A 24,001-nucleotide genomic window follows, 5' to 3' on the forward strand; every position below is an offset into this window, starting at 1 on the left:
ATTTCGGCCATGCCGATCATCGACTCCTTTCCCCAGGGAACGCCGATCTGGGTGGACCTGCAGAGCACGGACCAGGCGGGCGCGGCCGCGTTCTACCGGCAACTGTTCGGCTGGGAGGTGTCGCCCGCGGGCGCAGAGACCGGCGGATACTCGATGGCGACGTTGCGGGGAGTGCCTGTCGCGGCGATCGGTCCGCTTCCCGCGACGTTCCCCGACGGCAGCACCTCGGTCTGGACCAGTTACTTCACGGTCGATGACATCGCGGCCTCCGCTCGAGCGGCCGAACAGAACGGCGGCTCCGTCCTGCTTCCGCCCGGCGAACTCGCCCCCGGCGTCCAGCTCGCCATCGTGGCCGATCCTGCCGGTGCCGTCCTCGGTCTCTGGCAGACGGAGAAGGACTCCACCTGGCTTCGCGAGGAACCCGGCGCCGTCGACTGGCTGGAGCTCGTCGAGAACGGCTGCGAGAGCTCGTACCCGTTCTACGAGTCCGTGCTCGGCGTCGGCGTGAGCCAGCTGGAGCTGGGCGGCGGGGTTTACACGCTGTTCGACGTGGGGGAGTCGAGCGCCGCCGGCGCATTCGAGCCGGGCAGGGAGGTGCCTCCGCACTGGCTGGTGTACTTCACGGTCGCAGACCTGGATGCGGCGACGGTCCGGCTGACCGAGCTCGGCGGCGCCGTGCGCGGAGAGCGCGCGTCCGCGCAGGGCGTCGGCCGGTGGGTCGGCACCGTCGACCCGTTCGGCGGCGCGTTCGCCCTGCTCGAACCGGAGCCGGAACCCGCGTGAGCGCGCGGAAGGCACCACCTCTCGTCTGGTAAGCTTTCCAGGTTGCCGTCTAACGGCCGCGGATAAAGAGAGCCCGGGCATTCAGCCAACGGGCACCGCGCAACGAGAGAAAGGGGATCACCTCTATGGCACTTGATGCAGACGTCAAGAAGGCGATCATCGAAGAGTACGCGACCCACCCCGGTGACACCGGATCCCCCGAGGTTCAGGTTGCAATCCTGACCAAGCGGATCAAGGACCTCACCGAGCACCTCAAGGAGCACAAGCACGACCACCACTCGCGTCGTGGCCTGCTCCTCCTGGTCGGCCAGCGTCGCCGCCTGCTCGGCTACCTGTCGGACATCGACATCGCCCGTTACCGCTCGCTGATCGAGCGTCTCGGACTTCGTCGCTAGTCCTGCAAGCCGCACACGTGGCAGCTCTGAGCGTGTCTCGCACAGCTCTCCGCTGACACCGCTAGCTTCTTGCGAACGGGCCGTCACCTTCGGGTGGCGGCCCGGTTTCGTCCTTCCGGGGTGCGCTTCCTGTTCGCGGCGGCGCGCGTCAGGCGGCGCGCGCGGCGAGCGTGCGGTCGACGAGGGTGGCGGCGACCAGCGCTGACGCGACCAGTGCAACACCGATCACCACGCCGACGAGGCCGATCAGCGGCGACGCCAGCGGGAGCGCCAGCAGCAGGATCACAGCGATCCCGGTCTTCAGCGGGCGCACGACGACCTCGTCCACCAACGGCTTGTGCAGCACGTAGAGCAGCACCAGGAACACCGCCACCGGAACGGCGACCGCATACTCCACCACCGTGTCCGACACCGTCACTCCTCCGGACGCACCGCGCTGCACCGCCACCTCGATCCCGGCGCCGAGGGCAGCGAGCGAGGCGAAGACCAGGTAGTGCCCGTAGCCCCAGTAGAACGAGCGGCGGCGCCGGGTGCTGAGCCCTTCGCCGGCCGGCTCGAGGAAGTACAGCCACCACAGCGCGAACAGCAGCACGAGCCCCGCCGCCGCGATGGCGACCAGGGGTACGGAGACGCCGTGTGCCTCGAGCCCGTGCTGCACGCCGATGGCCGAGGCGGACACCGATTCGCCCAGCACGATGATGGTGAACAGTCCATAGCGTTCGGCGATGTGGTGCGGATGCCACGACGTCTTCCCTGTCCGCTCGGCCCACACCGGCACGGACAGGTCGAGCACCGCGGCGACGATGAACGTCCACACGTCCGTCTCGGGCGGCAGGAAAAGCCGTGACACCCACAGCACCTGCACCGCCGAGACACCGGCCGCGTAGCGGAACGCGGTGGTCCTGCCCTGGGGATGCTCGATACCCGCTCTGATCCACTGGCTCACCAGGCCGACGCGCATGATGAGGTAGCCGATCGTGATGGCGGTGAAGTCGCCCCCGCCGAACGCGCTCGGCACGCCGGCCGCGAGCACGAGCACCCCGCCCATCTGCACCAGCGTCGTGATGCGGTACGGGACGTCGTCGGTGTCGTAGGCGGAGGCGAACCAGGTGAAGTTCATCCACGCCCACCAGATCGCGAAGAACACCATCAGGTATGGGCCGATGTCCGCGGACAGGTGCCCGCTGATCGTGGCCTCCGCGAGCTGGGCGGCGACCTGGGCGATGGCGACCACGAAGGTGAGGTCGAAGAGCAGTTCGAGCGGGCTCGAGACGCGATGGGCCTCGTCGGTGGCGCGGCCGGTCATCGGGATGCGGAAGGCGCTGGTCATGGTCTCATTCTGGCCGGGATGTGCGTCGGCGCGGGATGTGCGTCGGCGCGGGAGGGCTGCCAGCATAGGGGTATGCTCCGCCGCCACCCTGTGCTCAGCGCCGTCACGGCCGTCTATCTGCTCGCCGTCGGCTGGATCACGATGTCGTCGCAGCCGCAGGACTCTTCACAGAATCACTTCATCCGGGATGTCATCGCCCAGATCGGCCGGTTCCCTCCCACTTCCTGGGTGACGTACAGCGGTGTCGAGTTCACCGCGAACATCGCGATGTTCGTGCCGATGGGCGCGCTGTTCACCCTGCTGCTCGGGATGCGCCGGTGGTGGGTGGCGCTCATCATCGGCTTCGTGGCGACCTGCACCATCGAGTTCATCCAGCTGTTCCTTCCGACCAGGTACAGCGACATCCGGGACATCATCGCGAACACCACGGGAACGATCATCGGGATCGGGATCGTCGCGCTGATCGTGTGGCTGCGACGGCGCGGGAATAGTCCTGGCACCCCGCCCGTTGATGACGATATCCATGCAAACGCATTGAAATAGGGAGCAGCGGAAATGCAGTTCGGAATCTTCAGTGTCGGCGACATCACGACCGACCCCACCACCGGTCAGACCCCGACCGACGCCTCGCGCCTGCAGGACGTCCTCACGATCGCGCAGCACGCGGAGGAGGTCGGCCTCGACGTCTTCGCGATGGGCGAGCACCACAACCCGCCGTTCTTCCCGTCGAGCCCCGTGGCCATCAACAGCTACCTCGCCGCCAAGACCAACCGCATCATCCTGTCGACCGCCACGACGCTGATCACCACGAACGACCCCGTGCGCATCGCCGAGGAGTACTCGATGCTGCAGCACTTGTCCGGCGGCCGGATGGACCTCACCCTCGGCCGGGGCAACACCGGCCCGGTGTACCCGTGGTTCGGCGAGGACATCCGCCAGGGCATCCCGCTCGCGCTCGAGAAGTACGCGCTGCTGCGCCGCCTCTGGACCGAGGAGTACGTGGACTGGGAGGGCAAGTTCCGCACCCCGCTGCAGGGCTTCCAGTCGACCCCGCGCCCGCTCGACGACGTTCCCCCGTTCGTCTGGCACGGCAGCATCCGCAGCCCGGAGATCGCCGAGCAGGCCGCGTACTACGGTGACGGCTTCTTCGCGAACCACATCTTCTGGCCCGCCTCGCACACCCAGCAGATGATCGCGCTCTACCGTCAGCGCTTCGAGCACTACGGTCACGGCACCGCCGACCAGGCGATCGTCGGCCTCGGCGGCCAGGTGTTCATGCGCAAGAACTCCCAGGATGCTGTCGCCGAGTTCCGACCGTACTTCGACAACGCGCCGGTCTACGGCCACGGCCCGACCCTGGAGGAGTTCACCTCGCAGACGCCGCTGACCGTCGGCAGCCCGCAGGAGGTCATCGACCGCACGCTCGGCTTCCGCGACTACGTCGGCGACTACCAGCGCCAGCTCTGGCTGATGGACCACGCCGGCCTTCCGCTGAAGACCGTGCTGGAGCAGCTCGACCTCCTCGGTGGCGAGGTCGTTCCCGTGCTCCGCAAGGAGTTCGCGAAGGACCGCCCCGCGCATGTGCCGGACGGCCCGACCCACGCCGCGATGGTCGCCGAGCGCGACGCGGCCGAGCTCGTGGCCGACGCTGCCGCCGCCGCATCCACTGTTTCTGACGCATCCACTGTTTCGGAGGTGAAGTGATGACCACCCGTAAGATCGCCGTCGTCTCGGCCGGCCTCAGCCAGCCGTCGTCCACCCGGCTCCTGGCCGACCGGCTCGCCGAGGCGACGGTGCGCCGCCTCACCGAGCAGGGCTTCGAGGTCGAGGTGTCGACCATCGAGCTCCGGGATGTGGCGAAGGACGTCACCAACAACCTCCTCGCCGGATTCCCGAGCCCCGCGCTCGCCGACGTGATCGAGACGGTGACGGGAGCGGACGGACTGATCGCCGTGACGCCCATCTTCACCACCAGCTACAGCGGGATGTTCAAGTCGTTCTTCGACATCCTCGACCCGACCGCCCTCGACGGGATGCCCGTGCTGATCGGCGCGACCGGCGGTACGGAGCGGCATTCGCTCGCCCTCGAATACGCCATGCGCCCGATGTTCACCTACCTGCACGGCGTCGTCGTGCCGACCTCGGTGTACGCGGCGTCGGCGGACTGGGGGAGCGGCGCGGACACCGTCAAGGCGCTGCCGGACCGCATCGAGCGCGCCGCTGGCGAGTTCTCCGCGCTGGTGAGCGCGTCGGACCGGTCGGAACGCGTGAAGGACCCGTTCGCGCTCGACGGCGACTTCGCCTCGATGATCGGCGGGTTCCAGGGCGACTGACGCTGCGGCGCGCGTAGGTTCGGTGCATGAGCGCCGAAACCGTGGAGAAGTCCAGACCGGACGCCCCGCCCTTGTTCTTCGAGGCGGAGGCGGCCGGTCTGCGCTGGCTGGGAGACGCGACAGCGACCGGAGGAGCGCGGGTGGTCTCCGTCGTCGATGTCGCGCCCGGCCGGATCGTGCTGGAGCGCGTCGAGGAGACCCGTCCGGCTCCGGATGCGGCCCGGGCGTTCGGCTCGGTGCTCGCTGTGACCCACGCGGCGGGCGCCGCGGCGTTCGGCGCGCGGCCGGACGGCTGGGACGGCCCGCTGTTCATCGGCAAGCGGCCCCTTCCCGCGGCGGACGAAAGCTCGTGGGGACGCTTCTACGCCCGCGACCGCATCCTGCCGTACCTCGACATCGCGGCAGACGCGGGCGGCGTGTCCACGGCGCAGCTCCCGGTGATCCGCGCCGCCGTCGACCGGATCGACTCCGGCGAGCTCGACGACGGGGAGCAGCCGGCGCGCATCCACGGCGACCTGTGGAACGGCAACCTGCTGTGGGATGCCCACGGCGGCATCCTGATCGACCCCGCCGCCCACGGCGGCCACCGCGAGACCGATCTCGCCATGCTCGCCCTGTTCGGGGCGCCGCACCTCGACGCGATCACCGACGGCTACGACGCCGCCGCGCCGCTGCGTGCGGGCTGGCGGCAGCGCGTCCCGCTGCACCAGCTGCATCCACTGGTCGTGCACGCCGCGTCGTACGGGCCCTCCTACGGCGACGCGCTGGCGGACGCCGCAGTCGCCACGCTCGCGCTTCCTGCTGGAATGACAGGCTGACCTGCTAGGATTCTTGTGGTTGGCTGCATGCCGACCGCAACTCAATACTGAGTACCAAACGGAGCAGGCTGGCAGGAGCTGGTCCTCGGTGGTGGTATCCGGATGCGCAGGGCGAGCGAACGCAGCGCAACCGTGTATTTCTACTGATGGCCAGACGGGCACAGAACCGCGCCGGGATACTGTCCCGCGCGCAGGAAGCCGCACGTACACGGAGGACTTCCGTGTCGATCTGCCTGTTCCCCTGCTCCGATGGAGGAGTCGCCGCCCATACGGGGCGACGACGTAAAACAAAGGAGAAAGACCTCTTGGAAGGTCCCGAAATCAAGTTCGCCGAAGCAGTCCTGGACAATGGACGCTTCGGCACCCGCACGGTCCGGTTCGAAACCGGACGCCTCGCACAGCAGGCACAGGGCGCCGTCGCCGCCTACCTCGATGAGGAAACCATGCTGCTGAGCGCGACCAGCGCCAGCAAGCACCCGAAGGACAACTTCGACTTCTTCCCGCTGACCGTCGACGTCGAAGAGCGTTCGTACGCAGCAGGCAAGATCCCCGGCTCGTTCTTCCGTCGTGAAGGCCGTCCGTCCACCGAGGCCATCCTGGTCTGCCGTCTGATCGACCGGCCGCTGCGCCCGTCGTTCGTCGACGGACTCCGCAACGAGGTCCAGATCGTCATCACCGTCCTGAGCATCGCTCCTGACGAGTTCTACGACGCTCTCGCGATCAACGCCGCGTCCATGTCCACCCAGATCTCCGGCCTGCCGTTCAGCGGCCCGATCGCCGCGGTGCGCCTCGCGCTCATCCCGGGCAACGGTGCTGCAGAAGACCAGTGGATCGCGTTCCCGAAGGCTTCGCAGCTGGAGGAGGCCGTCTTCGACATCGTCGTCGCCGGTCGCGTCATCACGGACAAGAACGGCCAGGAAGACGTCGCGATCATGATGGTCGAGGCCGAAGCCACGGAAGGCAGCTGGAACCTCATCCAGGCCGGCGCCACCAAGCCGAGCGAAGAGGTCGTGGCCCAGGGCCTCGAGGCTGCGAAGCCGTTCCTCAAGCAGCTCGTCGCCGCGCAGAACGTCGTCGCCGAGCAGGCCGCGAAGGCCATCGCCGACTACCCGGTGTTCCTGCCGTACTCGCAGGAGACCTACGACAACGTCGCCGGCCTCGCATACGACGAGCTGGTGAACGTCTACCAGATCGCCGACAAGATCGAGCGCCAGAGCGCCGACGACGCGCTCAAGGACCGCGTCAAGGTCGCCCTGACCGAGAAGGTCGAAGCCGGTGTGCTCCCCGCAGAGACGCTCACGCAGTTCTCGGCGGCGTACAAGTCGGTCTCCAAGGTCGTCATGCGCGGACGCGTCCTCCGCGAGGGCATCCGCATCGACGGCCGTGGCCTCACCGACATCCGTCCGCTCGACGCCGAGGTGCAGGTCATCCCGCGCGTCCACGGTTCGGCGATCTTCCAGCGCGGCGAGACCCAGATCCTGGGCGTCACCACGCTGAACATGCTCAAGATGGAGCAGCAGATCGACTCTCTGTCGCCTGTCACCAAGAAGCGCTACCTGCACCACTACAACTTCCCGCCGTACTCGACCGGTGAGACCGGCCGTGTCGGTTCGCCGAAGCGTCGCGAGATCGGGCACGGCTTCCTCGCCGAGCGCGCCCTCGTGCCGGTGCTGCCGAGCCGCGACGAGTTCCCCTACGCGATCCGTCAGGTGTCCGAGGCGCTCAGCTCCAACGGCTCCACGTCGATGGGCTCCGTCTGCGCCTCCACCCTGTCGCTGCTGAACGCCGGAGTGCCGCTGCGCGCCCCGGTCGCCGGCATCGCGATGGGCCTCATCTCCGACACCGTCGACGGTGAGACCCGTTACGCGGCCCTCACCGACATCCTCGGTGCCGAGGACGCGCTGGGCGACATGGACTTCAAGGTCGCCGGTACGAGCGAGTTCGTCACGGCGATCCAGCTCGACACCAAGCTCGACGGCATCCCCTCCGCCGTTCTGGCCGGTGCGCTCAAGCAGGCGAAGGATGCTCGCACGACCATCCTGAGCGTGCTGAACGCCGCCATCGACCAGCCGGACGAGATGGCCCCGACCGCGCCCCGCGTGATCTCGGTCCAGATCCCCGTCGACAAGATCGGTGAGCTGATCGGCCCGAAGGGCAAGACGATCAACGCCATCCAGGACGAGACCGGCGCCGACATCTCCATCGAGGAGGACGGCACCGTCTACATCGGCGCCGTCGACGGTCCGTCGGCCGAGGCAGCCCGTGCCCAGGTGAACGCGATCGCGAACCCCACCAACCCGGAGGTCGGCGAGCAGTTCCTCGGAACCGTCGTCAAGATCGCCGCGTTCGGTGCGTTCGTGTCGCTGCTCCCGGGCAAGGACGGCCTGCTGCACATCTCCGAGGTGCGCAAGCTCGCCGGTGGCAAGCGTGTCGAGAACGTCGAAGACGTGCTCGGCGTCGGCCAGAAGATCCTGGTGGAGATCACCAAGATCGACGACCGCGGAAAGCTGTCGCTCGCCCCGGTCCTCGCCGAGGCCGACGAGGCTGACACGCACGGCCGCGACGCCGCCAGCGAGGGCCCCGCGGCTCCCGCCGAAGGCGAGTAGCCCCGAGTAGTCCGACCGGGCTTCCGCCCGTTCCCGAAGGCCGCGCAGACTCCGTCTGCGCGGCCTTCGCCGTCCCCGCCGCCCGTCCCCGCGCACCCCGCGTCCCCCAGCAATCGAGCCGGGACTTATGCACGCGACACGCCGGCGTGTCGCGTGCATAAGTCCCGACTCGATTACTTGGTGGCGTCGCGGGCGAGGAGGGGGTGCAGGCGGTATGGAATGAGCTCGCCCATGTCGAGGGCGGTCTCGGCGCGCTCGACGCCGTCGGCGGCCTGGATGGCGCCGGTGATGCGGAAGAGGTCCTCCGCGTCGGTGCAGACCACACGCACCAGCAGGTCGGACGGCCCGGAGAGGCCGTGCGCCGACACGATTTCGGGGATCGTGGCCAGTTGCTCGACGATCGTCGCCAGCTTCTGCTGGTGCACGTGCACGGTCACGAACGCCGCGAGCGGGTAGCCGGCGGCGTGCGCGCTGATCCGCCGATCGAACGACAGAAAGACGCCGGAGCGCTCCAATTCGGCCACCCGCGTCTGCACCGTGTTGCGGCTCAGCCCGAGCCGGTCGGCGAGCGTCACGTTCGTCGCTCGAGGGTCTTCTGTGATGGCGACCAGGATGCGTCGGTCGGTGCTGTCGATAGTGCGCATAGTGTGAAAGCTAGCACGCGGCGACACGCCCGAATAGTGCAGGATGCACGGTCGACACGCCGATGGTTGTGCGGGGTGATCCGAAAGCGTAACGTTCCGGGTAATTCCGGCAAAGGGGCCGGAAGCCGGTCGACCGCGCCACAAGTGCGATGACCGGGCGCGAGAGTGAAGGTTGCGTGAACCGTGACGATCGACAATCAGCCTGACATCCGGATGTCCGACGACGACGGTCGGATGGACGATGTGCACCTCGGCGAGCTGCGGCTCGGCGGCATCGACACCGTGCAGCTCCTGACTCCCGACGGGACGAAGTTGAGCGACGACCGGTACGACGCGTGGATCTCCGACATCGGCGACGACCAGCTCCTGTCGTTCTACGAGGACATGGTCGTCATCCGCCGCATCGACACAGAGGCGACAGCCCTGCAGCGTCAGGGCGAGCTGGGGCTGTGGCCGCCGCTGCTCGGCCAGGAGGCCGCCCAGATCGGCTCGGGCCGTGCGCTCCGCTCCGACGACTTCGTCTTCTCCAGCTACCGCGAGAACGGCGTCGCGTACTGCCGCGGCGCCCAGCTCACCGACCTCGTGCGCGTCTGGCGCGGCACGGCGCAGTCCGGCTGGAACCCGTACGACATCAACATGGCCACCCCGCAGGTGATCATCGGCGCGCAGACCCTGCACGCCACCGGTTACGCACTCGGCATCCAGGCCGACGGCACCGACGCGGTCGCCGTCGCGTACTTCGGCGACGGCGCGACGAGCGAGGGCGACGTGAACGAGGCGATGATCTTCGCCGCGACGTATGCCGCTCCCGTCATCTTCTTCTGCCAGAACAACCAGTACGCGATCTCCGAGCCCGTGTCGCTGCAGGCGCAGCGGCCGATCGCCGAGCGCGCGCCCGGCTTCGGCATCCCGAGCGTGCGGGTGGACGGCAACGACGTGCTCGCGGTGCTCGCAGTGATGCGCTCCGCCCTGGAGCGCGCCCGTTCGGGTGGAGGACCGACGTTCATCGAGGCCGTCACATACCGGATGGGCCCGCACACCACCGCGGACGACCCCACTCGTTACCGCGACCCTGCCGAGCTTGAGCAGTGGAAGGTGAAGGACCCGATCGCCCGTGTCGGCGCATACCTGAGCAGCCAGGGCGCCCTGGGCCCCGATCGCGAGGAGCAGGTCGCTGCGAAGGCGGACGCCGTCGCCGCCGAGCTGCGGGCCGGCTGCGTCTCCCTCCCCGATCCCGACCCGATGACCGTGTTCGACAACGTGTACGCCGAGGCGCACACCGGCATCGCACGCCAGCGCGACCACTACTCGCGCTACCTCAGAACCTTCGTCGGAGGCGATGGACGATGACGACACTCACGATGGCGAAAGCCATCAACGCGGGACTCCGCAAGGCGCTGGCAGACGACGAGCACGTGGTCCTGATGGGCGAGGACATCGGAACCCTCGGCGGCGTGTACCGCGTCACGGACGGGTTGCAGACCGAGTTCGGGCCCCGCCGCGTGATGGACTCCCCGCTGGCCGAGTCCGGCATCCTGGGCACGGCGGTCGGCATGGCGTACCGCGGCTACCGCCCGGTGGTCGAGATCCAGTTCGACGGCTTCATCTACCCGGCGTTCGACCAGATCGTGAGCCAGGTGGCGCGGATGCACTACCGCACGGCGGGCGCTGTGCGGATGCCGATCACCATCCGCGTGCCGTTCGCGGGCGGCATCGGGGCGGCGGAGCACCACTCAGACTCTCCGGAGGCGTACTTCGCCCACGCGGCGGGGTTGCGCGTGGTGAGCCCGTCGAGCCCGGAGGACGCGTACACGCTCATTCAGCAGGCCATCGCCTCCGACGACCCCGTGCTGTATTTCGAGCCGAAGCGCCGCTACCACGTGAAGGGCGAGATCGACGAGACCGCGGCCCTCGCGGACGCCCGCCCGATGGGGACGGCGCGCGTCGTGGCCGAGGGCAGCGACGTGACGCTGGTCACCTATGGCGGCCTGGTGCAGACCGCCCGGGATGCGGCAGCAGCGGCCTCCGACGACGGCCTGTCCGTCGAGGTGATCGACCTGCGCTCCCTGTCGCCGCTCGACGTCGACACGGTCGCCGAGTCCGTGCGGAAGACCGGCCGCCTGGTGATCTCGCACGAGGCCGCGCTGTCCGGAGGGATGGGGGCGGAGATCGCCGCGTCCATCACCGAGCGCTGCTTCTACTACCTGGAGCACGCGCCGGTGCGCGTGACCGGCCACGACATCCCGTACCCCGCCGCGAAGCTGGAGGGGGCCCACCTGCCGGACCTCGACCGCATCCTGGACGGCGTGGACCGTGCGATGGACCGCCCGAACTCGCTCACCGGGGTGGAGGAGCTGTGACGGTCAGGGAGTTCGCCCTGCCGGATCTGGGTGAGGGCCTGACGGAGTCAGAACTGGTCAGCTGGAAGGTCGCCGTCGGCGACACGGTGCAGCTGAACCAGATCATCGCGGAGGTGGAGACCGCCAAGGCGCTGGTCGAGCTTCCTGCACCGTATGAGGGACGGGTGTCGCAGCTGTTCGTCGAGCCGGGAGTGACCGTCTCGGTGGGCGAGCGGATCGTGGCGTTCGAGGTCGGCGGTGCGGAGGAGGCTGCTCCGACACCGGATGCGGTTCCCGCCGACGCGCCGGAGCCGAACCTCGTCGGGTACGGGGCGAAGGCGGACTCGACCGATCGCCCGCGACGACGGGCTCGTCCCGGAGTCGGTGTTGCCGAACCGGTCGTGGAGACGGCCGAGCCGGTCGCCGCAGCCCCGGTCGCCGCAGCCCCGGTCGCCGCAGCCCCGGTCGCCGCAGCCACGGTCGTCGGCGATCGGCCTCGGGCGACGCCACCGGTCCGCAAGCTGGCACGGGAGCGCGGGATCGACCTCGCGCGCATCGCCGGGACAGGGGAGCGCGGGCTGGTCACACGCCACGACGTCGAGGCGTTCCTGGACGACGCGGCACCGACCGAACCGACTGCGCCAACAGCGCAGCCAGCGCCGTCCGCGCAGCCAGCCCGGCCCCGCGAGACGCGCATCCCGATCAAGGGCGTTCGCAAGGCGACGGCCGACGCGATGGTCCGCAGTGCCTTCACCGCACCGCAGGCCACGGTCTTCCTCACCGTCGACGCCACTCCCACCATGGAACTGATCGGCCGCCTCCGCGCGTCCGAGCCCCAGGAGCGTCGGCCCGGCCTGCTGACCGTGATCGCGAAGGCGCTCTGCATCGCCGTCCGCCGGACCCCGGAGGTCAACGCCCGCTGGGACGAGGCCGCCCAGGAGATCGTGCAGTTCGGCTACGTCAGCCTCGGGATCGCCGCGGCGACCCCGCGCGGGCTGGTGGTGCCGACGATCCGGGACGCGGACGCTCTCGGCCTCGGCGACCTGGCCGCGAGCATCCGGAGCCTGGCGGAGACGGCGCGCGCCGGACGCACGACACCGGAGAGCATGACGGGCGGGACCATCACGATCACGAACGTCGGCGTGTTCGGGATCGACGCCGGAACGCCGATCGTCACGCCGGGGGAGGCCGCGATCCTCGCGGTCGGCGCCGTGCGGCGTCAGCCGTGGGAGTACCACGGGGAGGTTGCGCTTCGCGACGTGCTGACGCTGGCGCTGTCGTTCGACCACCGGATGATCGACGGAGAGCAGGCGGCCAGGTTCATCGCCGACATCGGCAGGATCGTCGCCGACCCCGCCTCCGTCATCGCGATGGTCTGAGCAGGAACTCCCGGCTACGCGTGCAGGGCGGCGTTCAGTTCGATGCCGCCGCCCGCACGACGGAGCACCTCGACGGCGCCCGTGAGCGAGTTGCGGCGGAACAGCAGTCCGGAGACGCCGGACAGCTCGACCGCCTTGACCGTGCGCGGTGCGCCGTCGGCGGTCGGGGCGTCGCCGACGAGCACGACCTTCGTGCCTGCCGTCACGTACAGCCCGGCCTCGACGACCGAGTCGTCTCCGATCGAGATGCCGATGCCGGAGTTCGCACCGAGGAGCGCGCGCTCGCCGATGGCGACGCGCTGGGTTCCGCCGCCGCTCAGGGTGCCCATGATGGACGCGCCGCCGCCGATGTCGGAGCCGTCTCCGACAACGACGCCCTGCGAGATGCGGCCCTCGACCATGGACACGCCCAGCGTTCCGGCGTTGAAGTTCACGAAGCCCTCGTGCATCACCGTGGTGCCGGGGGCGAGGTGCGCGCCGAGCCGCACGCGCGACGCGTCGGCGATGCGCACGCGGTCGGGGGTGACGTAGTCGAGCAGGCGGGGGAACTTGTCGACGCCCGTCACGTGGATGCCCGCGCGCTGCAGCGTCGGCCGGAGGCGGGAGAAGTCGGCCGGGTGCACCGGGCCCGCGTTGGTCCAGGTGACGATCGGCAGGTGCGAGAAGACGCCGTCGAGGTTGATGCTGTTCGGCCGGACGAGCAGGTGCGAGAGCAGGTGCAGGCGGAGGTACGCATCCGGAGTGGAGGCTGGAGCGGCATCCAGGTCGATCTCGACGGTCACGACGTCGACGCGCACATTGCGGCGGGCGTCCTCGACGGCCAGCGCCTCGAACTCGGCCGGGGCGATCCAGCGGTCGCGCCCTGCCGGGAGGGAACCGAGACGTGGCTCAGGGAACCAGGTGTCGAGCACGGTTCCGTCTCCCGCGACGGTCGCGAGGCCATAGCCCCAGGCGGTGCGAGGGGATGCGGGCGCGGCGGATTCGGAGGAAACGTCGGAGGGCATGGCTCTAGATTAGTAGGGTGCCTCTCGACCTCAGCGCCTCGTCCATCGACATCACCCGCCAGATCTGCGACATCGAGTCGGTGTCCGGCAACGAGAAGGAGCTGGCCGACGCCATCGTGGAGGCGCTCAGCGGACTCGGCCATCTGGAGATCATCCGCGACGGCGACACGGTCGTCGCCCGCACGAACCTCGGCCGGGGTCGCCGTGCCGTCATCGCCGGGCACATCGACACGGTCCCACTGAACGACAACCTGCCGACCCGCTTCGAGACGATCGACGGCATCGAATACCTCTGGGGGCGGGGAACGGTCGACATGAAGTCCGGCACCGCCGTGCAGCTCAAGCTCGCCGCAGAGCTCACCGATCCCGCCATCGACATCACCTGGATGTGGTACGACCACGAAGAGGTCTCCGCCGAGCTCAACGGCCTCGGCCGCCTCGCCCGCAACCGGCCAGACCTGTTCGAGGGCGACTTCGCCATCCTCGGTGAGCCGAGCAACGGCGTCGTCGAGGGCGGCTGCAACGGCAACCTCCGCGTCGAGGTCCGCACCTACGGGCTGCGGGCGCATTCCGCACGCGGCTGGATCGGCGACAACGCCATCCACAAGGCAACGCCGATCCTGGACACGCTGGCGGCGTATCAGGCGCGCGACGTCGAGGTCGACGGCCTGGTGTACCGGGAGGGCCTCAACGCCGTCGGCATCACCGGCGGGGTCGCAGGCAACATCATCCCGGACGAGTGCATGGTGCACATCAACTACCGCTTCGCGCCGTCCCGCAGCTCCGCGGAGGCCATCGAGCACATGCACGAACTGTTCGGCGACTACGAGATCACCGTGGTCGACCGCGCGGACGGCGCTCGCCCCGGCCTGGATGCGCCGCTCGCGCAAGAGTTCCTCGCTGCGGTCGGCGGGGTGGCCAAGCCCAAGTACGGCTGGACGGACGTCGCACGGTTCAGCGCGATGGGCGTCCCCGCCGTCAACTACGGCCCTGGCGACCCTCTGAAGGCGCACGCGGACGACGAGCGCGTCGCGGTCGACCAGATCACCGCCGTCGAGGCGGGACTCCGCTCCTGGCTCACCGGTGCTCCCCGCCGCTGACCTGGAGGCGCCGCCGCAGCAGGCGAGCGGCTTCCGGCGCCCGTGGGGGCTGTGGTGGGTGCGCGTGCTCGCCGTCTACGTCGCCAGCAGGGTCGTCTCGACCGTCCTGCTGCTGATCTTCGCGAGCGTCCAGGGGCAGAACCCGTGGACGGGCGCGCATCCGGACTACTTCTCGTTCGCGACGATCTGGGACGGCGTCTGGTACAACATCGTCGCCGTCTCCGGCTATCCGTCCGCGCTGCCGAGCGTGGACGGCATCCACGTCACCGAGAACGCCTGGGCGTTCATGCCCGGCTATCCCGGGCTGGTCGACGTGGTCATGTTCCTGACCAGGATGCCGTGGGCGCCGGCCGCGGTCACGGTCTCTGTGCTCTGCGGGGCCGGGGCGGCGCTGGTTTTCTACCGGCTGATGCTGCGGGTCGGCCTGTCGGCGTCGACCAGCCTGTTCGCCGTGGTGCTGTTCTGTGTCTCCCCGGTGTCCCCGCTGTTCCAGCTGGCATACGCGGAGTCCCTGTACCTCCTGCTGCTCGCCACCGCGCTGCTGCTCCTGGTGGAGCGCCGGTACGGCTGGCTGTTCCCCGTGGTGACGGTGATGGCGTTCACCAGGCCGAGCGGGCTCGCGTTCGCGCTGGCACTCGGGATGCACGTGATCTACCGCTGGGTGGTGCGCGGACGCGACCCCTTCCCGGTGCGGGACCGCATCCTGAGTGTGTCGCTGGCGGTGTTCAGCGGGATCGCGGGGCTGGCGTGGCCCGCGATCGCCGCGCTGGCGACCGGCTCGATCACGGCGTACACCGACACGGAACTCGCCTGGCGCGCTCCGTACATCGGGTACACGCACCTCGTGCCGTTCAGCTCGTGGTTCCAGGGCGCGTACTGGTGGTCGAACGCCATGCTCGGGCTCCCTGGCTGGCTGGGCATCGTGGTGCTGGTGGTCCTGCTCGCCCTGTTCGCGATCACGCTGTTCTCGCCCGCCGTCCGCAGGCTGGGCGTCGACCTGCGGTTCTGGATCGTGGCGTACGCGCTCTACCTGCTCGCCGTTTTCTTCCCGCAGTCGAGCACGTTCCGGCTGCTGATGCCGCTGTTCCCGCTGCTCGGAGCGCTCGCGCTACCCCGCAGCAGGGTCTACCGGGTGGGGCTCGTGGTGCTGTTCGTGGCGTTGCAGGTGGGCTGGCTGGCCATCGCGTGGGGTGTCGACGGAGCCGACTGGTCGCCGCCGTGATCGGGGTCCGGCCCCGAACGAGGGTGGATTCGATTTCCACCCGCCAGCCCCGATGACAGATAATGGACTTACATCCACGAAAGGGGAGCTGCATGGCGGCCATGAAGCCGAGGACCGGGGACGGGCCAATGGAGGCTGTGAAGGAGGGTCGGCTCATCATCGTGCGGGTGCCGCTCGAAGGTGGGGGACGGCTCGTCGTCTCCGTCAACGACGCGGAAGCCAAAGAACTTCACGATGCTCTCGCGAGCGTCGTGACTTCCTCCTAGCGCACACGTACGAATACCCGACGAACGGGCCCCTTCGGGGGCCCGTTCTGGGTTTCCGGCTGCGCTGACGCCTGGGTTACGGGGTGAGCTTGGTGAGCTGCAGGAGCCCGTCGCCGGCAGGGGAGAGGGCGGCGATGACGGCACCGGAGGCCGCGGTCTCGGTGATGAGGGTGCGGAAGCCCGTCGCGACATCGTCACGGGCGGCGGGGTCGGAGACGCGGCCCTTCCACAGCGCGTGCGCGACGAGGACGGTGCCGCCGGGCCGCGCGAGGCGCAGACCATGTTCGACGTACTCGATCACGGAGGCGGGGTCGGCGTCGACGAAGACGATGTCGTAAGAGTTCTCGTTCATCCGGGGGAGCACATCCAGTGCCCTGCCGGTGATGAGGCGCACCCGGTTGGCCGCGATGCCCGCCTCGGTGAAGAAGCCGCGCGCGTGCTGCTGGTGGTCGACCTCGGAGTCGATCGACGTGAGCTGCGCCTCAGCGCCGCCGGTGAGCAGCCACAGCCCGGAGACGCCGACTCCCGTTCCGATCTCGACGATGCTCTCCGCCGCCGTCGCCGCGACCACGATCGCCGCCTGCGCACCGATGCTCGGCGCGATCGGCTCGATGCCCAGTTCGAGCGACTGCTGGCGGGCGCGCGCGATCACTTCGCTCTCGACGATGACGTCGTCCGCGAACTTCCAATTCGAATCTTTGTCAGACACAGTGCTCCCGATGCTCTCCGTTTCAGGATACGGCCATGACGCACAGCAATACCGGAGGCGCGACCGCGATACTCTTGCTGCTGTGTTCGGTCTGACTTTCGACAAGTTGCTCATCGTGGCGGTGATTGCCGCCTTCCTGCTGGGCCCCGAACGCCTGCCCACCTACGCCGCGAAGCTGGGCAAGTTCACCAGGTCGCTCCGCGATTTCGCCAACGGCGCCAAGTCCAGGATGCGCGACGAGATGGGCCCGGAGTTCGACGAGGTCGACTGGAAGAAGCTCGATCCGCGCCAGTACGACCCGCGCCGGATCATCCGTGAGGCCCTCCTCGACGACCCCGCTGCCGCCTCCGTGGCGACCGAGAGCAGCATCAAACCGGTCACCGAGTCCGCGTACCTGCAGCACAAGCGCAAGCTGGAGGCCGGCGCCGTTCCGCCGTTCGACAGCGAATCCACGTAAGCGGTCTCCATCCACCGCCCGCATCCAATACGATGCGGGAATGATCGCAACGGAGCAGACGGTCGCGCGCGCGACCGTCACCCGCTACGCCGTCGGCTCACTGGGCACAGGCGGCTTCTCCACCCTTCCCGGTCTCGTCCTCGTCTACTACCTGACGGACACGCTCGGAGTCGCCGCGATCGTCGCGGGCATCGTGGTGACGCTCGCCAAAGTGTGGGACGTGGTGATCGACCCGGTGATCGGCGCGCGCTCCGACCGGATGCTCGCGGTGTCCGGTTCGCGCCGCCCGATGATGGTGCTGGGCGCGGTGTCGCTCCCGGTGTTCTTCCTGCTGACCTTCGCCGTGCCGGGCGGCATGTCGCAGCCGTTGGCGGCGGGGTGGGTGTTCGTGGCGTTCCTGCTCACGGCGACCGCCTTCAGCCTGTTCCAGGTGCCGTACATCGCTCTTCCGGCCGAGCTGGCGTCCGGTTACGACCAGCGGACCAGGCTGCTGACCTGGCGCGTCGTCGTGCTCACCTTCGCGATCCTGTTGTTCGGGGCTGGCGGCCCTGCGCTGCGCTCGCTCGGCGGCGACAACCAGTTCGCCGGATACTTCCTGATGGCGCTCGTGGCAGGCGTCGTGATCGGCGCCGGGATGCTCGTGTCGGCGTTCGTCGCGCCCCGCGGCCCGGCCGCGACGGTCGTTCCTCCGAAGGTGGGCATCGTCACGACGCTGCGCACGAACTACGCGGCCGGCGTCCGGGCACTCCGGGACAGCCAGCCGTTCCGGGCGCTGCTCCTGACCTTCCTGCTGCAAGGGCTCGCGACCGGGCTGATGCTCGCGGGGGCCAACTACGTGGCCACCTGGGTGCTGCACTCCGAAGACGCGGTGACGTTCCTGTTCGTCGCGTTGATCGGACCGGCCCTGATCGTGACGCCGGTGTGGGGCGTCGTCTCGCGGCGGATCGGCAAGGAGCGCGGCTTCCTGCTGGCCAGCATCCTGTTCGGGGTGGCGTCGCTGTCGATGCTGCTGCTGATCTGGTTCCCCGGCGCCTGGGTGTATGCGCCGGTCGCGCTGGTCGGTGCAGGATACGCCGGGATGCAGTCGCTGCCGATGGCGATGCTGCCCGACGTGATCTCGCACGATGCGACGCGCAACGGCCCGGGGCGTGCAGGGACTTTCGGCGGGATGTGGACGGCGGGGGAGACCACGGGGATGGCGCTCGGCGCGACCGTGCTGACGATCATCCTGGCCGCCACCGGATACGTCACCCGCTCGATGACGGACTCCGCAGCCGTGTCCGCGTCGCAGCCCGCGAGCGCCGTCGTCGGCATCGTGATCGGATTCAGCATCGTCCCGGCGGCGATCGTGGCGTTCAGCCTCATCCCGCTCTCCCGGTACGGCCTGCGCAAGGAGGACATCGATGGTCGCGTTTGACTCTGCGGCGATCCTGGGGCGGCTCGCCGCGCTCAGGGCCGCCGACGCCCCGACGCACGGCGGACGGGTGCTGAGCTACGTCTACGACTCCGGCTTGGCGGAGGTGGACGAGCTCGCCGCGCAGGCGATGCGGCTCGTGCAGCCGGTGAACGGGCTCGACCCGACCACGTTCACCTCGGTGGCTGTGATGGAGCGGGAGGTGCTCGGCTTCGCCAGGGAGTTGCTGCACGGTTCGGACGACGTAGTGGGCTCGGTCACCTCGGGAGGCACGGAATCGTGCCTCCTCGCGGTGAAGACGGCGCGCGACGTCTGGCGCGCGGCAGGCGGCACCGGGCGGGCGCGCATGGTCGCCCCTGTCACGGTGCACGCGGCGTTCCAGAAGGCCGCGCACTACTTCGACGTGGAGCTGGAACTGGTCTCCGTGCATCCGGAGACCGGCGTGGTGGACCCGGAAGCGATCATCGACAGGCTCGGGCCGGACGTCGCATTCGTCGTCGTCTCCGCCCCTGGCTATCCGCTCGCGGCGCTCGACCCGGTCGAGGCGGTGGCCGCCGCCTGCGACGCCGCGGGCATCGCCTGCCATGTCGACGCGTGCATCGGCGGCTGGATCCTGCCGTTCTGGCGGGCGGCTGACGGCTCGCCGCTGCCGCTCTGGGACTTCCGGGTGGCCGGGGTCACCAGCATCTCGGCGGACCTGCACAAGTTCGGCTACGCCCCGAAGGGCGCCAGCGTGCTGCTGCAACGCGGGCGCGACCGGCAGCGGATGCAGTACTTCGCCACCACTGGATGGCCGGGCTATCCGGTGGTCAACCCGACGATGCTCGGTTCCAAGTCGGCGGGCGCCCTCGCTGCGTCGTGGGCGATCGTCCAGGCGCTCGGGGCGCGCGGCTTCGCCGAACTCGCGGAGTCGTGCCGCCGCGCGACCAGGGCCCTGGCCGACATCGTCGGCGACATCGACGGCCTGCGGATCGTCGGCGATCCGGTCGGGCCGCTGCTGGCCGTCGCCACGGACGAGTCCGTGCCGCCGGAGCGTCGCGTCGACCCGCACCACTGGGCGGACAGGGCGGGCAGGCGCGGCTGGCACCTGCAGCTGCAGCCGGGGATCGTGCAGCCGGATGGCACACGGCTTCCGCACACGACCCACCTGACGATCACGCCGGTGACCGAGGAGCGCGTCGACGAGCTGGAGGCCGCGCTGCGCGCCTCCGCCGACGAGGTGCGCGGGGTGCCGCGCGTCGACCCCTCCGCCATCCTCGGCGCGCTGCCGCCCGGGCTGGCGGACGGCCCGCTCGACGCGGAGTCCGCCTGGGGGGTTCTGCAAGCGATCGGGCTCACCGGGGCGAGCGACGACGCCTCCGGCGCGCGCCTGCCGGACGACCTCGCGCCGTTCCTGGCGCTGATCGAGGCCCTGCCACGCCCACTGACCGAGCGGCTGCTGATCGAACTGCTCGCGCGGATCGTGGAGCCGACCGAGAGTTAGCCGGCAGAGAGTTAGCCAGCGGATAGCCAGCGGAGAGGGCCGCTAGATCACCGAGATCCCGAGCTTGCGCCCGGAGAGCCCCCGCGCACGCGTGGCGAGACGGTCGGCGACCGAGCGGATGGCGACCGACGCCGCATCGGCAGGATCGGTGACCACGATGGGCGCCCCATTGTCACCGCCCGCCCGCAACGGGATGCTCAGGGGTACAGAGGCGAGCAGCGGCACGTCGTCTGCTCCGGCGCTGAGCCTGCGCGCCACCTCGGCGCCACCACCGCTGCCGAACAGGTCGAGCACCGTGCCGTCCGGCTGGGGGAGCCCTGCCATGTTCTCGATGACGCCGATGACCTTCTGGCCGGTCTGGCGGGCGAGAACGCCGCTGCGCTCCGCCACGTCGGCCGCAGCGGGCTGCGGGGTGGTCACCACGATCACCTCGGCGTTGGGCAGCAGCTGGCCGACCGAGATGGCCACGTCGCCGGTGCCGGGCGGCAGGTCGAGGAGGAGCACGTCGAGGTCGCCGAAGAAGACGTCGCCGAGGAACTGCTGGATGGTGCGGTGCAGCATCGGCCCCCGCCAGGCGACAGCGGCGGACGGCGAGTCCACGAACATCCCGATGGACACGACCTTCACGCCGTAGGCGACCGGCGGCAGGATCATGTCATCGACTCTGGTCGGGCGCTGCGCGACCCCGTCGGCGTCGGTGAGGCCCAGGATGCCCGGGATCGAGAAGCCGTGAACGTCGGCGTCGACGATGCCCACCCTGAGTCCGCGCTCAGCGAGGGCGACAGCGAGGTTGGCCGTGACGGTGGACTTGCCGACGCCGCCCTTGCCGCTGGTGATCGCGTACACGCGGGTGAGCGAGTCCGGCCCGAACTGCTGGGCCCTGGCTGCACGTCCGCCGCGGAGCTTCTCGGTGAGCGCCCTGCGCTCCTCCTTCGACATCACGGAGACGTCGACCGTGACATCGGTGACCCCGGACACGCTCGCGGTCGCGATGCGCACATCCCGCTCGATCGTGTCGGCGGCCGGGCAGCCGACGATAGTCAGCTTCACGCCGACCGTCGCGTGCCCGGAGGAGTCGACGGCGACGTCGCCCACCATGTCCAGCTCGGTGATGGGCTTGCGGATCTCCGGGTCGAGCACGCCATCGAGGGCGCGCCGGACCGTGTCGGACAGCTCAGACACGCGCCTGCTCGCCGTCGTCCTCGCGCTTGTCGAGGTCGTCGAGCAGTGCGCGCAGCTCCGCCCGGATGAAGTCCTTGGTCGCGATGTCCTTGATCGCCAGCCGCAGCGCCACGACCTCGCGCGCCAGGTATTCGGTGTCGGCCAGGTTGCGCTCCGCGCGCTGCCTGTCCTGCTCGATCTGCACGCGGTCGCGGTCGTCCTGCCTGTTCTGGGCGAGCAGGATGAGCGGTGCCGCATACGACGCCTGCAACGACAGCACCAGGGTCAGCGCGATGAAGCCGAGCGCGATCGAGTCGAACCGCCAGGCGACCGGCGCCAGCGTGTTCCAGGCCATCCAGAACACCACGAAGACCGTGAGGCCGAGGATGAACCACGGGGTGCCCATCCCGCGGGCGATCAGCTCGGTGAAGCGGCCGAAGCGGTCGTTGTTTCCGACGGTTCCGCCGCGGCGGGGGATGACGGTGGTGCGGAGGCCCTTCGGCGCATCCAGTCTGGTGTCCTGCTTACCTCGTGCCATTGCCGCCCCTCCTTCCGTTCACAATGCGGATACTGCCGGTCTCATCGGAGACGGGCGCGCGTTTCACGGGCTCGTCTTCGTCGTCGTGACTTCGCCAGTCGTCGGGCAGCAGATAGTCGAGGATGTCGTCAATGGTCACCACCCCGACCAGTCGGTGGTTGTCGTCCACGACGGGGACGGAGACCAGGTTGTAGCTGGCCAGGATGCGCGACACCTCGGCGGCCGAGGTCTCGGCGGTCACCGGTTCGAGGCTCGGGTCGAGCAGGGTGCCGAGGCGAACGTGCGGCGGGTAGCGCAGCATCCGCTGGAAGTGCACGACGCCGAGGAAGCGCCCGGTCGGCGCCTCGTACGGCGGCAGGGTGACGCAGACGGCCGCCCCCAGGGCGGGCGCGAGTTCGTGCCTCCTGATTAGGGCCAGGCCCTCCGCGACGGTGGCGTCGGCCGAAACGATAATCGGCTCGGTGGTCATCAGGCCGCCGGCGGTGTCCGGCGCGTAGGTGAGGAGCATGCGCACGTCCTCCGCCTCCTCCGGCTGCATCAACTCCAGCAGATGCTCGCCGCGCTCGTCGGAGAGCTGGGCGATGAGGTCGGCGGCGTCGTCCGGCTCCATCTGGTCGAGCACGTCGGCCGCACGGTCGTCATCGAGCTGGGCGAGGATCTGCACCTGCTCGCTCTCCGGCATCTCCTCCAGCACGTCGGCGAGGCGGTCGTCCGGCAGCTCCTCCGCGACCTCGAGCATCCGCTGTTGGGGAAGGTCGAGCAGGGTGTTCGCCAGGTCGGCCGGCTTCAGCTCCGAATACGTGGCGATCAGCTGTTCGGCGGACTGCGCCTCGCCGCCGGTTTGCTTCTCGCGCACCTCGTTCCAGTTGGCGAACGTGGTCGGCCCCTTGCCGAACGGCGACGAGCCGGTCTTCGGCCTCCGTACGAAGAGCTGGCTGATCGCCCACTCTCCGGTCGACGACTCCTCGATCGCCACATCCTCGATGGTCGCTTCGCCCGAGCCGTCGGCGAACAGCACGCGGCGGCCGAGCATCTCGGCGATCACGCGCACCTCGCCCCCGCGCTGCTCGAACCTGCGCACGTTGATGAGTCCGGTGGTGATGATCTGGCCGCTGCCGATGCTGGTCACGCGACCGATCGACACGAACACCCTGCGCTTGCCGGGGATCTCGACGATCAGGCCGACGACGCGCGGCGGATCGCTTTTTCGGTACACCACCAGGACGTCGCGCACCTTGCCGACCCGGTCGCCGACCGGGTCGAAAACGGTGCACCCTGCCAAACGGGCGACGAAGACTCTGGTGGCACTCACATGTAATAACTTTAAGCCCTCAAAGCGTACGAACGCTGCGGATGGAAGAATGGGTGCATGAGCAGTCAGAGCCCGCTAGGCGGACGCACCCGTGGCCTGTTCCCCACGCTACCCAGGGGAGAGGTCGTCGCGACCTACGAGACGTACCCGGAGGCGCAGCAGGCGGTCGACGTGCTGGCGCGTGCCGACTTCCCCGTGGACAAGGTATCGATCGTGGGAAGCGACCTCAAAAGCGTCGAGCGGGTGACCGGCAAACTCACCTGGGGCCGCGTGGCCGTGGCAGGCGCCGCATCCGGTGCCTGGCTCGGAATCTTCTTCGGACTGCTGCTGGTGATCTTCTCGCCGCAGGTCAGTTTCGCGTTCGTGATCGCCGCCGTGCTGATCGGTGCAGGGTTCGGGATGCTGTTCGGCATCGTCTCCTACGCGATCAACCGCCGTCGCCGCGACTACACCTCGGTGATGCAGGTGATCGCGACCAGCTACTCCCTGCTCGTCGACTCCGAACTCATCAACCGCGCCCGCAACCTCCTGGAGGGCGGCGCGGAGGCCATCCGCGAGGCGCACGTCGCCGAGCCGCACCCCTCCGACCCGCCCGTCGCGCCGCACCCCTCCGACCCGCCGCCGCCCTTCCCGCCGGCCCAGCACCCCAGCGACCCGCCGCCAGCGCCGCCCGCGCCTCCTGCAGACACCCCGCGCTGACAGCCGCTT

At 69.4% G+C, this 24,001-nt stretch carries 24 protein-coding genes; 17 read left to right on the top strand and 7 right to left on the bottom strand.

What is annotated here, in order from left to right:
- The first annotated feature begins 9 nt into the window (after positions 1 to 9).
- Positions 10 to 783, top strand: a complete 774-nt coding sequence (locus AC37TH_RS18215) for a VOC family protein (RefSeq protein ID WP_490765753.1) — start codon at positions 10 to 12, stop codon at positions 781 to 783.
- Positions 784 to 908: 125 nt separating this feature from the next.
- Positions 909 to 1,178 carry a 30S ribosomal protein S15 gene (gene rpsO, locus AC37TH_RS18220; RefSeq protein ID WP_055892416.1) on the top strand — a complete coding sequence of 90 codons (270 nt, stop codon included), beginning with the start codon at positions 909 to 911 and terminating at the stop codon, positions 1,176 to 1,178.
- A 148-nt stretch (positions 1,179 to 1,326) separates the two neighbouring features.
- Here rpsO and AC37TH_RS18225 read toward each other — a convergent pair whose 3' ends face one another.
- Positions 1,327 to 2,508, bottom strand: coding sequence for a low temperature requirement protein A (locus tag AC37TH_RS18225; protein WP_490765754.1), 1,182 nt, complete (start codon positions 2,506 to 2,508; stop codon positions 1,327 to 1,329).
- Between the two features lie 72 nt (positions 2,509 to 2,580).
- Here AC37TH_RS18225 and AC37TH_RS18230 point away from each other — a divergent pair, with 72 nt between their 5' ends.
- From AC37TH_RS18230 to AC37TH_RS18250, 5 genes are all read left to right on the top strand, one after another.
- Entirely contained in the window at positions 2,581 to 3,051 is a 471-nt protein-coding gene (locus AC37TH_RS18230; RefSeq protein ID WP_490765755.1) for a VanZ family protein, read from the top strand.
- 12 nt (positions 3,052 to 3,063) lie between these two features.
- Complete coding sequence (locus tag AC37TH_RS18235; RefSeq protein ID WP_490765756.1) at positions 3,064 to 4,212, top strand: LLM class flavin-dependent oxidoreductase; 1,149 nt, start codon at positions 3,064 to 3,066, stop codon at positions 4,210 to 4,212.
- On the top strand, positions 4,212 to 4,841 hold the full coding sequence (locus AC37TH_RS18240; RefSeq protein ID WP_490765757.1) for an FMN reductase: 630 nt from the start codon (positions 4,212 to 4,214) through the stop codon (positions 4,839 to 4,841). The genes AC37TH_RS18235 and AC37TH_RS18240 overlap by 1 nt, the downstream gene beginning before the upstream one ends.
- A gap of 26 nt (positions 4,842 to 4,867) precedes the next feature.
- A complete protein-coding gene (locus AC37TH_RS18245; RefSeq protein ID WP_490765758.1) occupies positions 4,868 to 5,659 on the top strand; it encodes a fructosamine kinase family protein in 792 nt (263 codons plus the stop codon).
- Positions 5,660 to 5,964: 305 nt separating this feature from the next.
- Positions 5,965 to 8,265, top strand: a complete 2,301-nt coding sequence (locus tag AC37TH_RS18250) for a polyribonucleotide nucleotidyltransferase (protein WP_490765759.1) — start codon at positions 5,965 to 5,967, stop codon at positions 8,263 to 8,265.
- A 173-nt stretch (positions 8,266 to 8,438) separates the two neighbouring features.
- Here AC37TH_RS18250 and AC37TH_RS18255 read toward each other — a convergent pair whose 3' ends face one another.
- Positions 8,439 to 8,909, bottom strand: a complete 471-nt coding sequence (locus tag AC37TH_RS18255; protein ID WP_490765760.1) for an Lrp/AsnC family transcriptional regulator — start codon at positions 8,907 to 8,909, stop codon at positions 8,439 to 8,441.
- 234 nt (positions 8,910 to 9,143) lie between these two features.
- On the opposite strand from AC37TH_RS18255, the gene pdhA reads away from it, so the two are divergent.
- From pdhA to AC37TH_RS18270, 3 genes are read left to right on the top strand one after another with little or no spacing between them, the layout of a single operon-like run.
- Positions 9,144 to 10,259 carry a pyruvate dehydrogenase (acetyl-transferring) E1 component subunit alpha gene (gene pdhA / locus AC37TH_RS18260; protein ID WP_490766091.1) on the top strand — a complete coding sequence of 372 codons (1,116 nt, stop codon included), beginning with the start codon at positions 9,144 to 9,146 and terminating at the stop codon, positions 10,257 to 10,259.
- On the top strand, positions 10,256 to 11,269 hold the full coding sequence (locus AC37TH_RS18265; RefSeq protein WP_490765761.1) for an alpha-ketoacid dehydrogenase subunit beta: 1,014 nt from the start codon (positions 10,256 to 10,258) through the stop codon (positions 11,267 to 11,269). Before pdhA ends, AC37TH_RS18265 begins: the two co-directional genes overlap by 4 nt.
- Positions 11,266 to 12,627, top strand: coding sequence for a dihydrolipoamide acetyltransferase family protein (locus AC37TH_RS18270; RefSeq protein ID WP_490765762.1), 1,362 nt, complete (start codon positions 11,266 to 11,268; stop codon positions 12,625 to 12,627). The genes AC37TH_RS18265 and AC37TH_RS18270 overlap by 4 nt, the downstream gene beginning before the upstream one ends.
- 14 nt (positions 12,628 to 12,641) lie before the next feature.
- On the opposite strand, the gene dapD is transcribed toward AC37TH_RS18270, so the two are convergent.
- Positions 12,642 to 13,631, bottom strand: coding sequence for a 2,3,4,5-tetrahydropyridine-2,6-dicarboxylate N-succinyltransferase (dapD, locus tag AC37TH_RS18275; protein WP_490765763.1), 990 nt, complete (start codon positions 13,629 to 13,631; stop codon positions 12,642 to 12,644).
- Between the two features lie 17 nt (positions 13,632 to 13,648).
- Between dapD and dapE the strand changes: the two genes are divergently transcribed.
- The 3 genes from dapE (at position 13,649) to AC37TH_RS18290 (ending at position 16,219) form a co-directional block, all read left to right on the top strand.
- Positions 13,649 to 14,731, top strand: coding sequence for a succinyl-diaminopimelate desuccinylase (dapE, locus tag AC37TH_RS18280; protein WP_490765764.1), 1,083 nt, complete (start codon positions 13,649 to 13,651; stop codon positions 14,729 to 14,731).
- The gene (locus AC37TH_RS18285) at positions 14,715 to 15,953 is read left to right on the top strand and encodes a hypothetical protein (protein ID WP_490765765.1); all 1,239 of its coding nucleotides are present in this window, start codon (positions 14,715 to 14,717) and stop codon (positions 15,951 to 15,953) included. Before dapE ends, AC37TH_RS18285 begins: the two co-directional genes overlap by 17 nt.
- Positions 15,954 to 16,045: 92 nt before the next feature.
- Positions 16,046 to 16,219 (top strand): DUF3117 domain-containing protein, encoded by a 174-nt coding sequence (locus tag AC37TH_RS18290; RefSeq protein ID WP_490765766.1) that lies wholly within the window; start codon positions 16,046 to 16,048, stop codon positions 16,217 to 16,219.
- A 76-nt stretch (positions 16,220 to 16,295) separates the two neighbouring features.
- Here AC37TH_RS18290 and AC37TH_RS18295 read toward each other — a convergent pair whose 3' ends face one another.
- Positions 16,296 to 16,928, bottom strand: coding sequence for an O-methyltransferase (locus AC37TH_RS18295; protein ID WP_490765767.1), 633 nt, complete (start codon positions 16,926 to 16,928; stop codon positions 16,296 to 16,298).
- A gap of 82 nt (positions 16,929 to 17,010) precedes the next feature.
- Here AC37TH_RS18295 and AC37TH_RS18300 point away from each other — a divergent pair, with 82 nt between their 5' ends.
- From AC37TH_RS18300 to AC37TH_RS18310, 3 genes are read left to right on the top strand one after another with little or no spacing between them, the layout of a single operon-like run.
- Positions 17,011 to 17,385: a twin-arginine translocase TatA/TatE family subunit gene (locus AC37TH_RS18300; protein WP_490765768.1), complete on the top strand. Its 375-nt coding sequence runs from the start codon at positions 17,011 to 17,013 to the stop codon at positions 17,383 to 17,385.
- Between the two features lie 40 nt (positions 17,386 to 17,425).
- A complete protein-coding gene (locus AC37TH_RS18305; RefSeq protein WP_490765769.1) occupies positions 17,426 to 18,802 on the top strand; it encodes an MFS transporter in 1,377 nt (458 codons plus the stop codon).
- Positions 18,789 to 20,282 (top strand): pyridoxal phosphate-dependent decarboxylase family protein, encoded by a 1,494-nt coding sequence (locus AC37TH_RS18310; RefSeq protein ID WP_490765770.1) that lies wholly within the window; start codon positions 18,789 to 18,791, stop codon positions 20,280 to 20,282. The genes AC37TH_RS18305 and AC37TH_RS18310 overlap by 14 nt, the downstream gene beginning before the upstream one ends.
- Before the next feature lie 42 nt (positions 20,283 to 20,324).
- Here the strand turns inward: AC37TH_RS18310 and AC37TH_RS18315 are convergent, their stop codons facing one another.
- From AC37TH_RS18315 to AC37TH_RS18325, 3 genes are read right to left on the bottom strand one after another with little or no spacing between them, the layout of a single operon-like run.
- Positions 20,325 to 21,464: an Mrp/NBP35 family ATP-binding protein gene (locus AC37TH_RS18315; protein ID WP_490765771.1), complete on the bottom strand. Its 1,140-nt coding sequence runs from the start codon at positions 21,462 to 21,464 to the stop codon at positions 20,325 to 20,327.
- Positions 21,457 to 21,981 (bottom strand): DUF1003 domain-containing protein, encoded by a 525-nt coding sequence (locus AC37TH_RS18320; RefSeq protein ID WP_490765772.1) that lies wholly within the window; start codon positions 21,979 to 21,981, stop codon positions 21,457 to 21,459. Before AC37TH_RS18320 ends, AC37TH_RS18315 begins: the two co-directional genes overlap by 8 nt.
- The gene (locus AC37TH_RS18325; RefSeq protein WP_490765773.1) at positions 21,968 to 23,293 is read right to left on the bottom strand and encodes a magnesium transporter MgtE N-terminal domain-containing protein; all 1,326 of its coding nucleotides are present in this window, start codon (positions 23,291 to 23,293) and stop codon (positions 21,968 to 21,970) included. The genes AC37TH_RS18320 and AC37TH_RS18325 overlap by 14 nt, the downstream gene beginning before the upstream one ends.
- Before the next feature lie 57 nt (positions 23,294 to 23,350).
- Here AC37TH_RS18325 and AC37TH_RS18330 point away from each other — a divergent pair, with 57 nt between their 5' ends.
- The gene (locus AC37TH_RS18330) at positions 23,351 to 23,992 is read left to right on the top strand and encodes a YflT domain-containing protein (protein ID WP_490765774.1); all 642 of its coding nucleotides are present in this window, start codon (positions 23,351 to 23,353) and stop codon (positions 23,990 to 23,992) included.
- Positions 23,993 to 24,001: the final 9 nt, after the last annotated feature.

Source organism: Leifsonia sp. McL0627 (assembly GCF_058244615.1).

What these genes read in the sequence shown, in the direction of transcription:
- AC37TH_RS18225 (WP_490765754.1), bottom strand. Translation starts at nt 2,508, where the DNA reads ATGACCAGCGCCTTCCGCATCCCGATGACCGGCCGCGCCACCGACGAG.
- AC37TH_RS18290 (WP_490765766.1), top strand. Translation starts at nt 16,046, where the DNA reads ATGGCGGCCATGAAGCCGAGGACCGGGGACGGGCCAATGGAGGCTGTG.
- AC37TH_RS18310 (WP_490765770.1), top strand. Translation starts at nt 18,789, where the DNA reads ATGGTCGCGTTTGACTCTGCGGCGATCCTGGGGCGGCTCGCCGCGCTC.
- rpsO (WP_055892416.1), top strand. Translation starts at nt 909, where the DNA reads ATGGCACTTGATGCAGACGTCAAGAAGGCGATCATCGAAGAGTACGCG.
- AC37TH_RS18255 (WP_490765760.1), bottom strand. Translation starts at nt 8,909, where the DNA reads ATGCGCACTATCGACAGCACCGACCGACGCATCCTGGTCGCCATCACA.
- AC37TH_RS18330 (WP_490765774.1), top strand. Translation starts at nt 23,351, where the DNA reads ATGAGCAGTCAGAGCCCGCTAGGCGGACGCACCCGTGGCCTGTTCCCC.
- pdhA (WP_490766091.1), top strand. Translation starts at nt 9,144, where the DNA reads ATGGACGATGTGCACCTCGGCGAGCTGCGGCTCGGCGGCATCGACACC.
- AC37TH_RS18305 (WP_490765769.1), top strand. Translation starts at nt 17,426, where the DNA reads ATGATCGCAACGGAGCAGACGGTCGCGCGCGCGACCGTCACCCGCTAC.
- AC37TH_RS18235 (WP_490765756.1), top strand. Translation starts at nt 3,064, where the DNA reads ATGCAGTTCGGAATCTTCAGTGTCGGCGACATCACGACCGACCCCACC.
- AC37TH_RS18240 (WP_490765757.1), top strand. Translation starts at nt 4,212, where the DNA reads ATGACCACCCGTAAGATCGCCGTCGTCTCGGCCGGCCTCAGCCAGCCG.
- AC37TH_RS18265 (WP_490765761.1), top strand. Translation starts at nt 10,256, where the DNA reads ATGACGACACTCACGATGGCGAAAGCCATCAACGCGGGACTCCGCAAG.
- dapD (WP_490765763.1), bottom strand. Translation starts at nt 13,631, where the DNA reads ATGCCCTCCGACGTTTCCTCCGAATCCGCCGCGCCCGCATCCCCTCGC.
- AC37TH_RS18215 (WP_490765753.1), top strand. Translation starts at nt 10, where the DNA reads ATGCCGATCATCGACTCCTTTCCCCAGGGAACGCCGATCTGGGTGGAC.
- AC37TH_RS18230 (WP_490765755.1), top strand. Translation starts at nt 2,581, where the DNA reads ATGCTCCGCCGCCACCCTGTGCTCAGCGCCGTCACGGCCGTCTATCTG.
- AC37TH_RS18320 (WP_490765772.1), bottom strand. Translation starts at nt 21,981, where the DNA reads ATGGCACGAGGTAAGCAGGACACCAGACTGGATGCGCCGAAGGGCCTC.
- AC37TH_RS18245 (WP_490765758.1), top strand. Translation starts at nt 4,868, where the DNA reads ATGAGCGCCGAAACCGTGGAGAAGTCCAGACCGGACGCCCCGCCCTTG.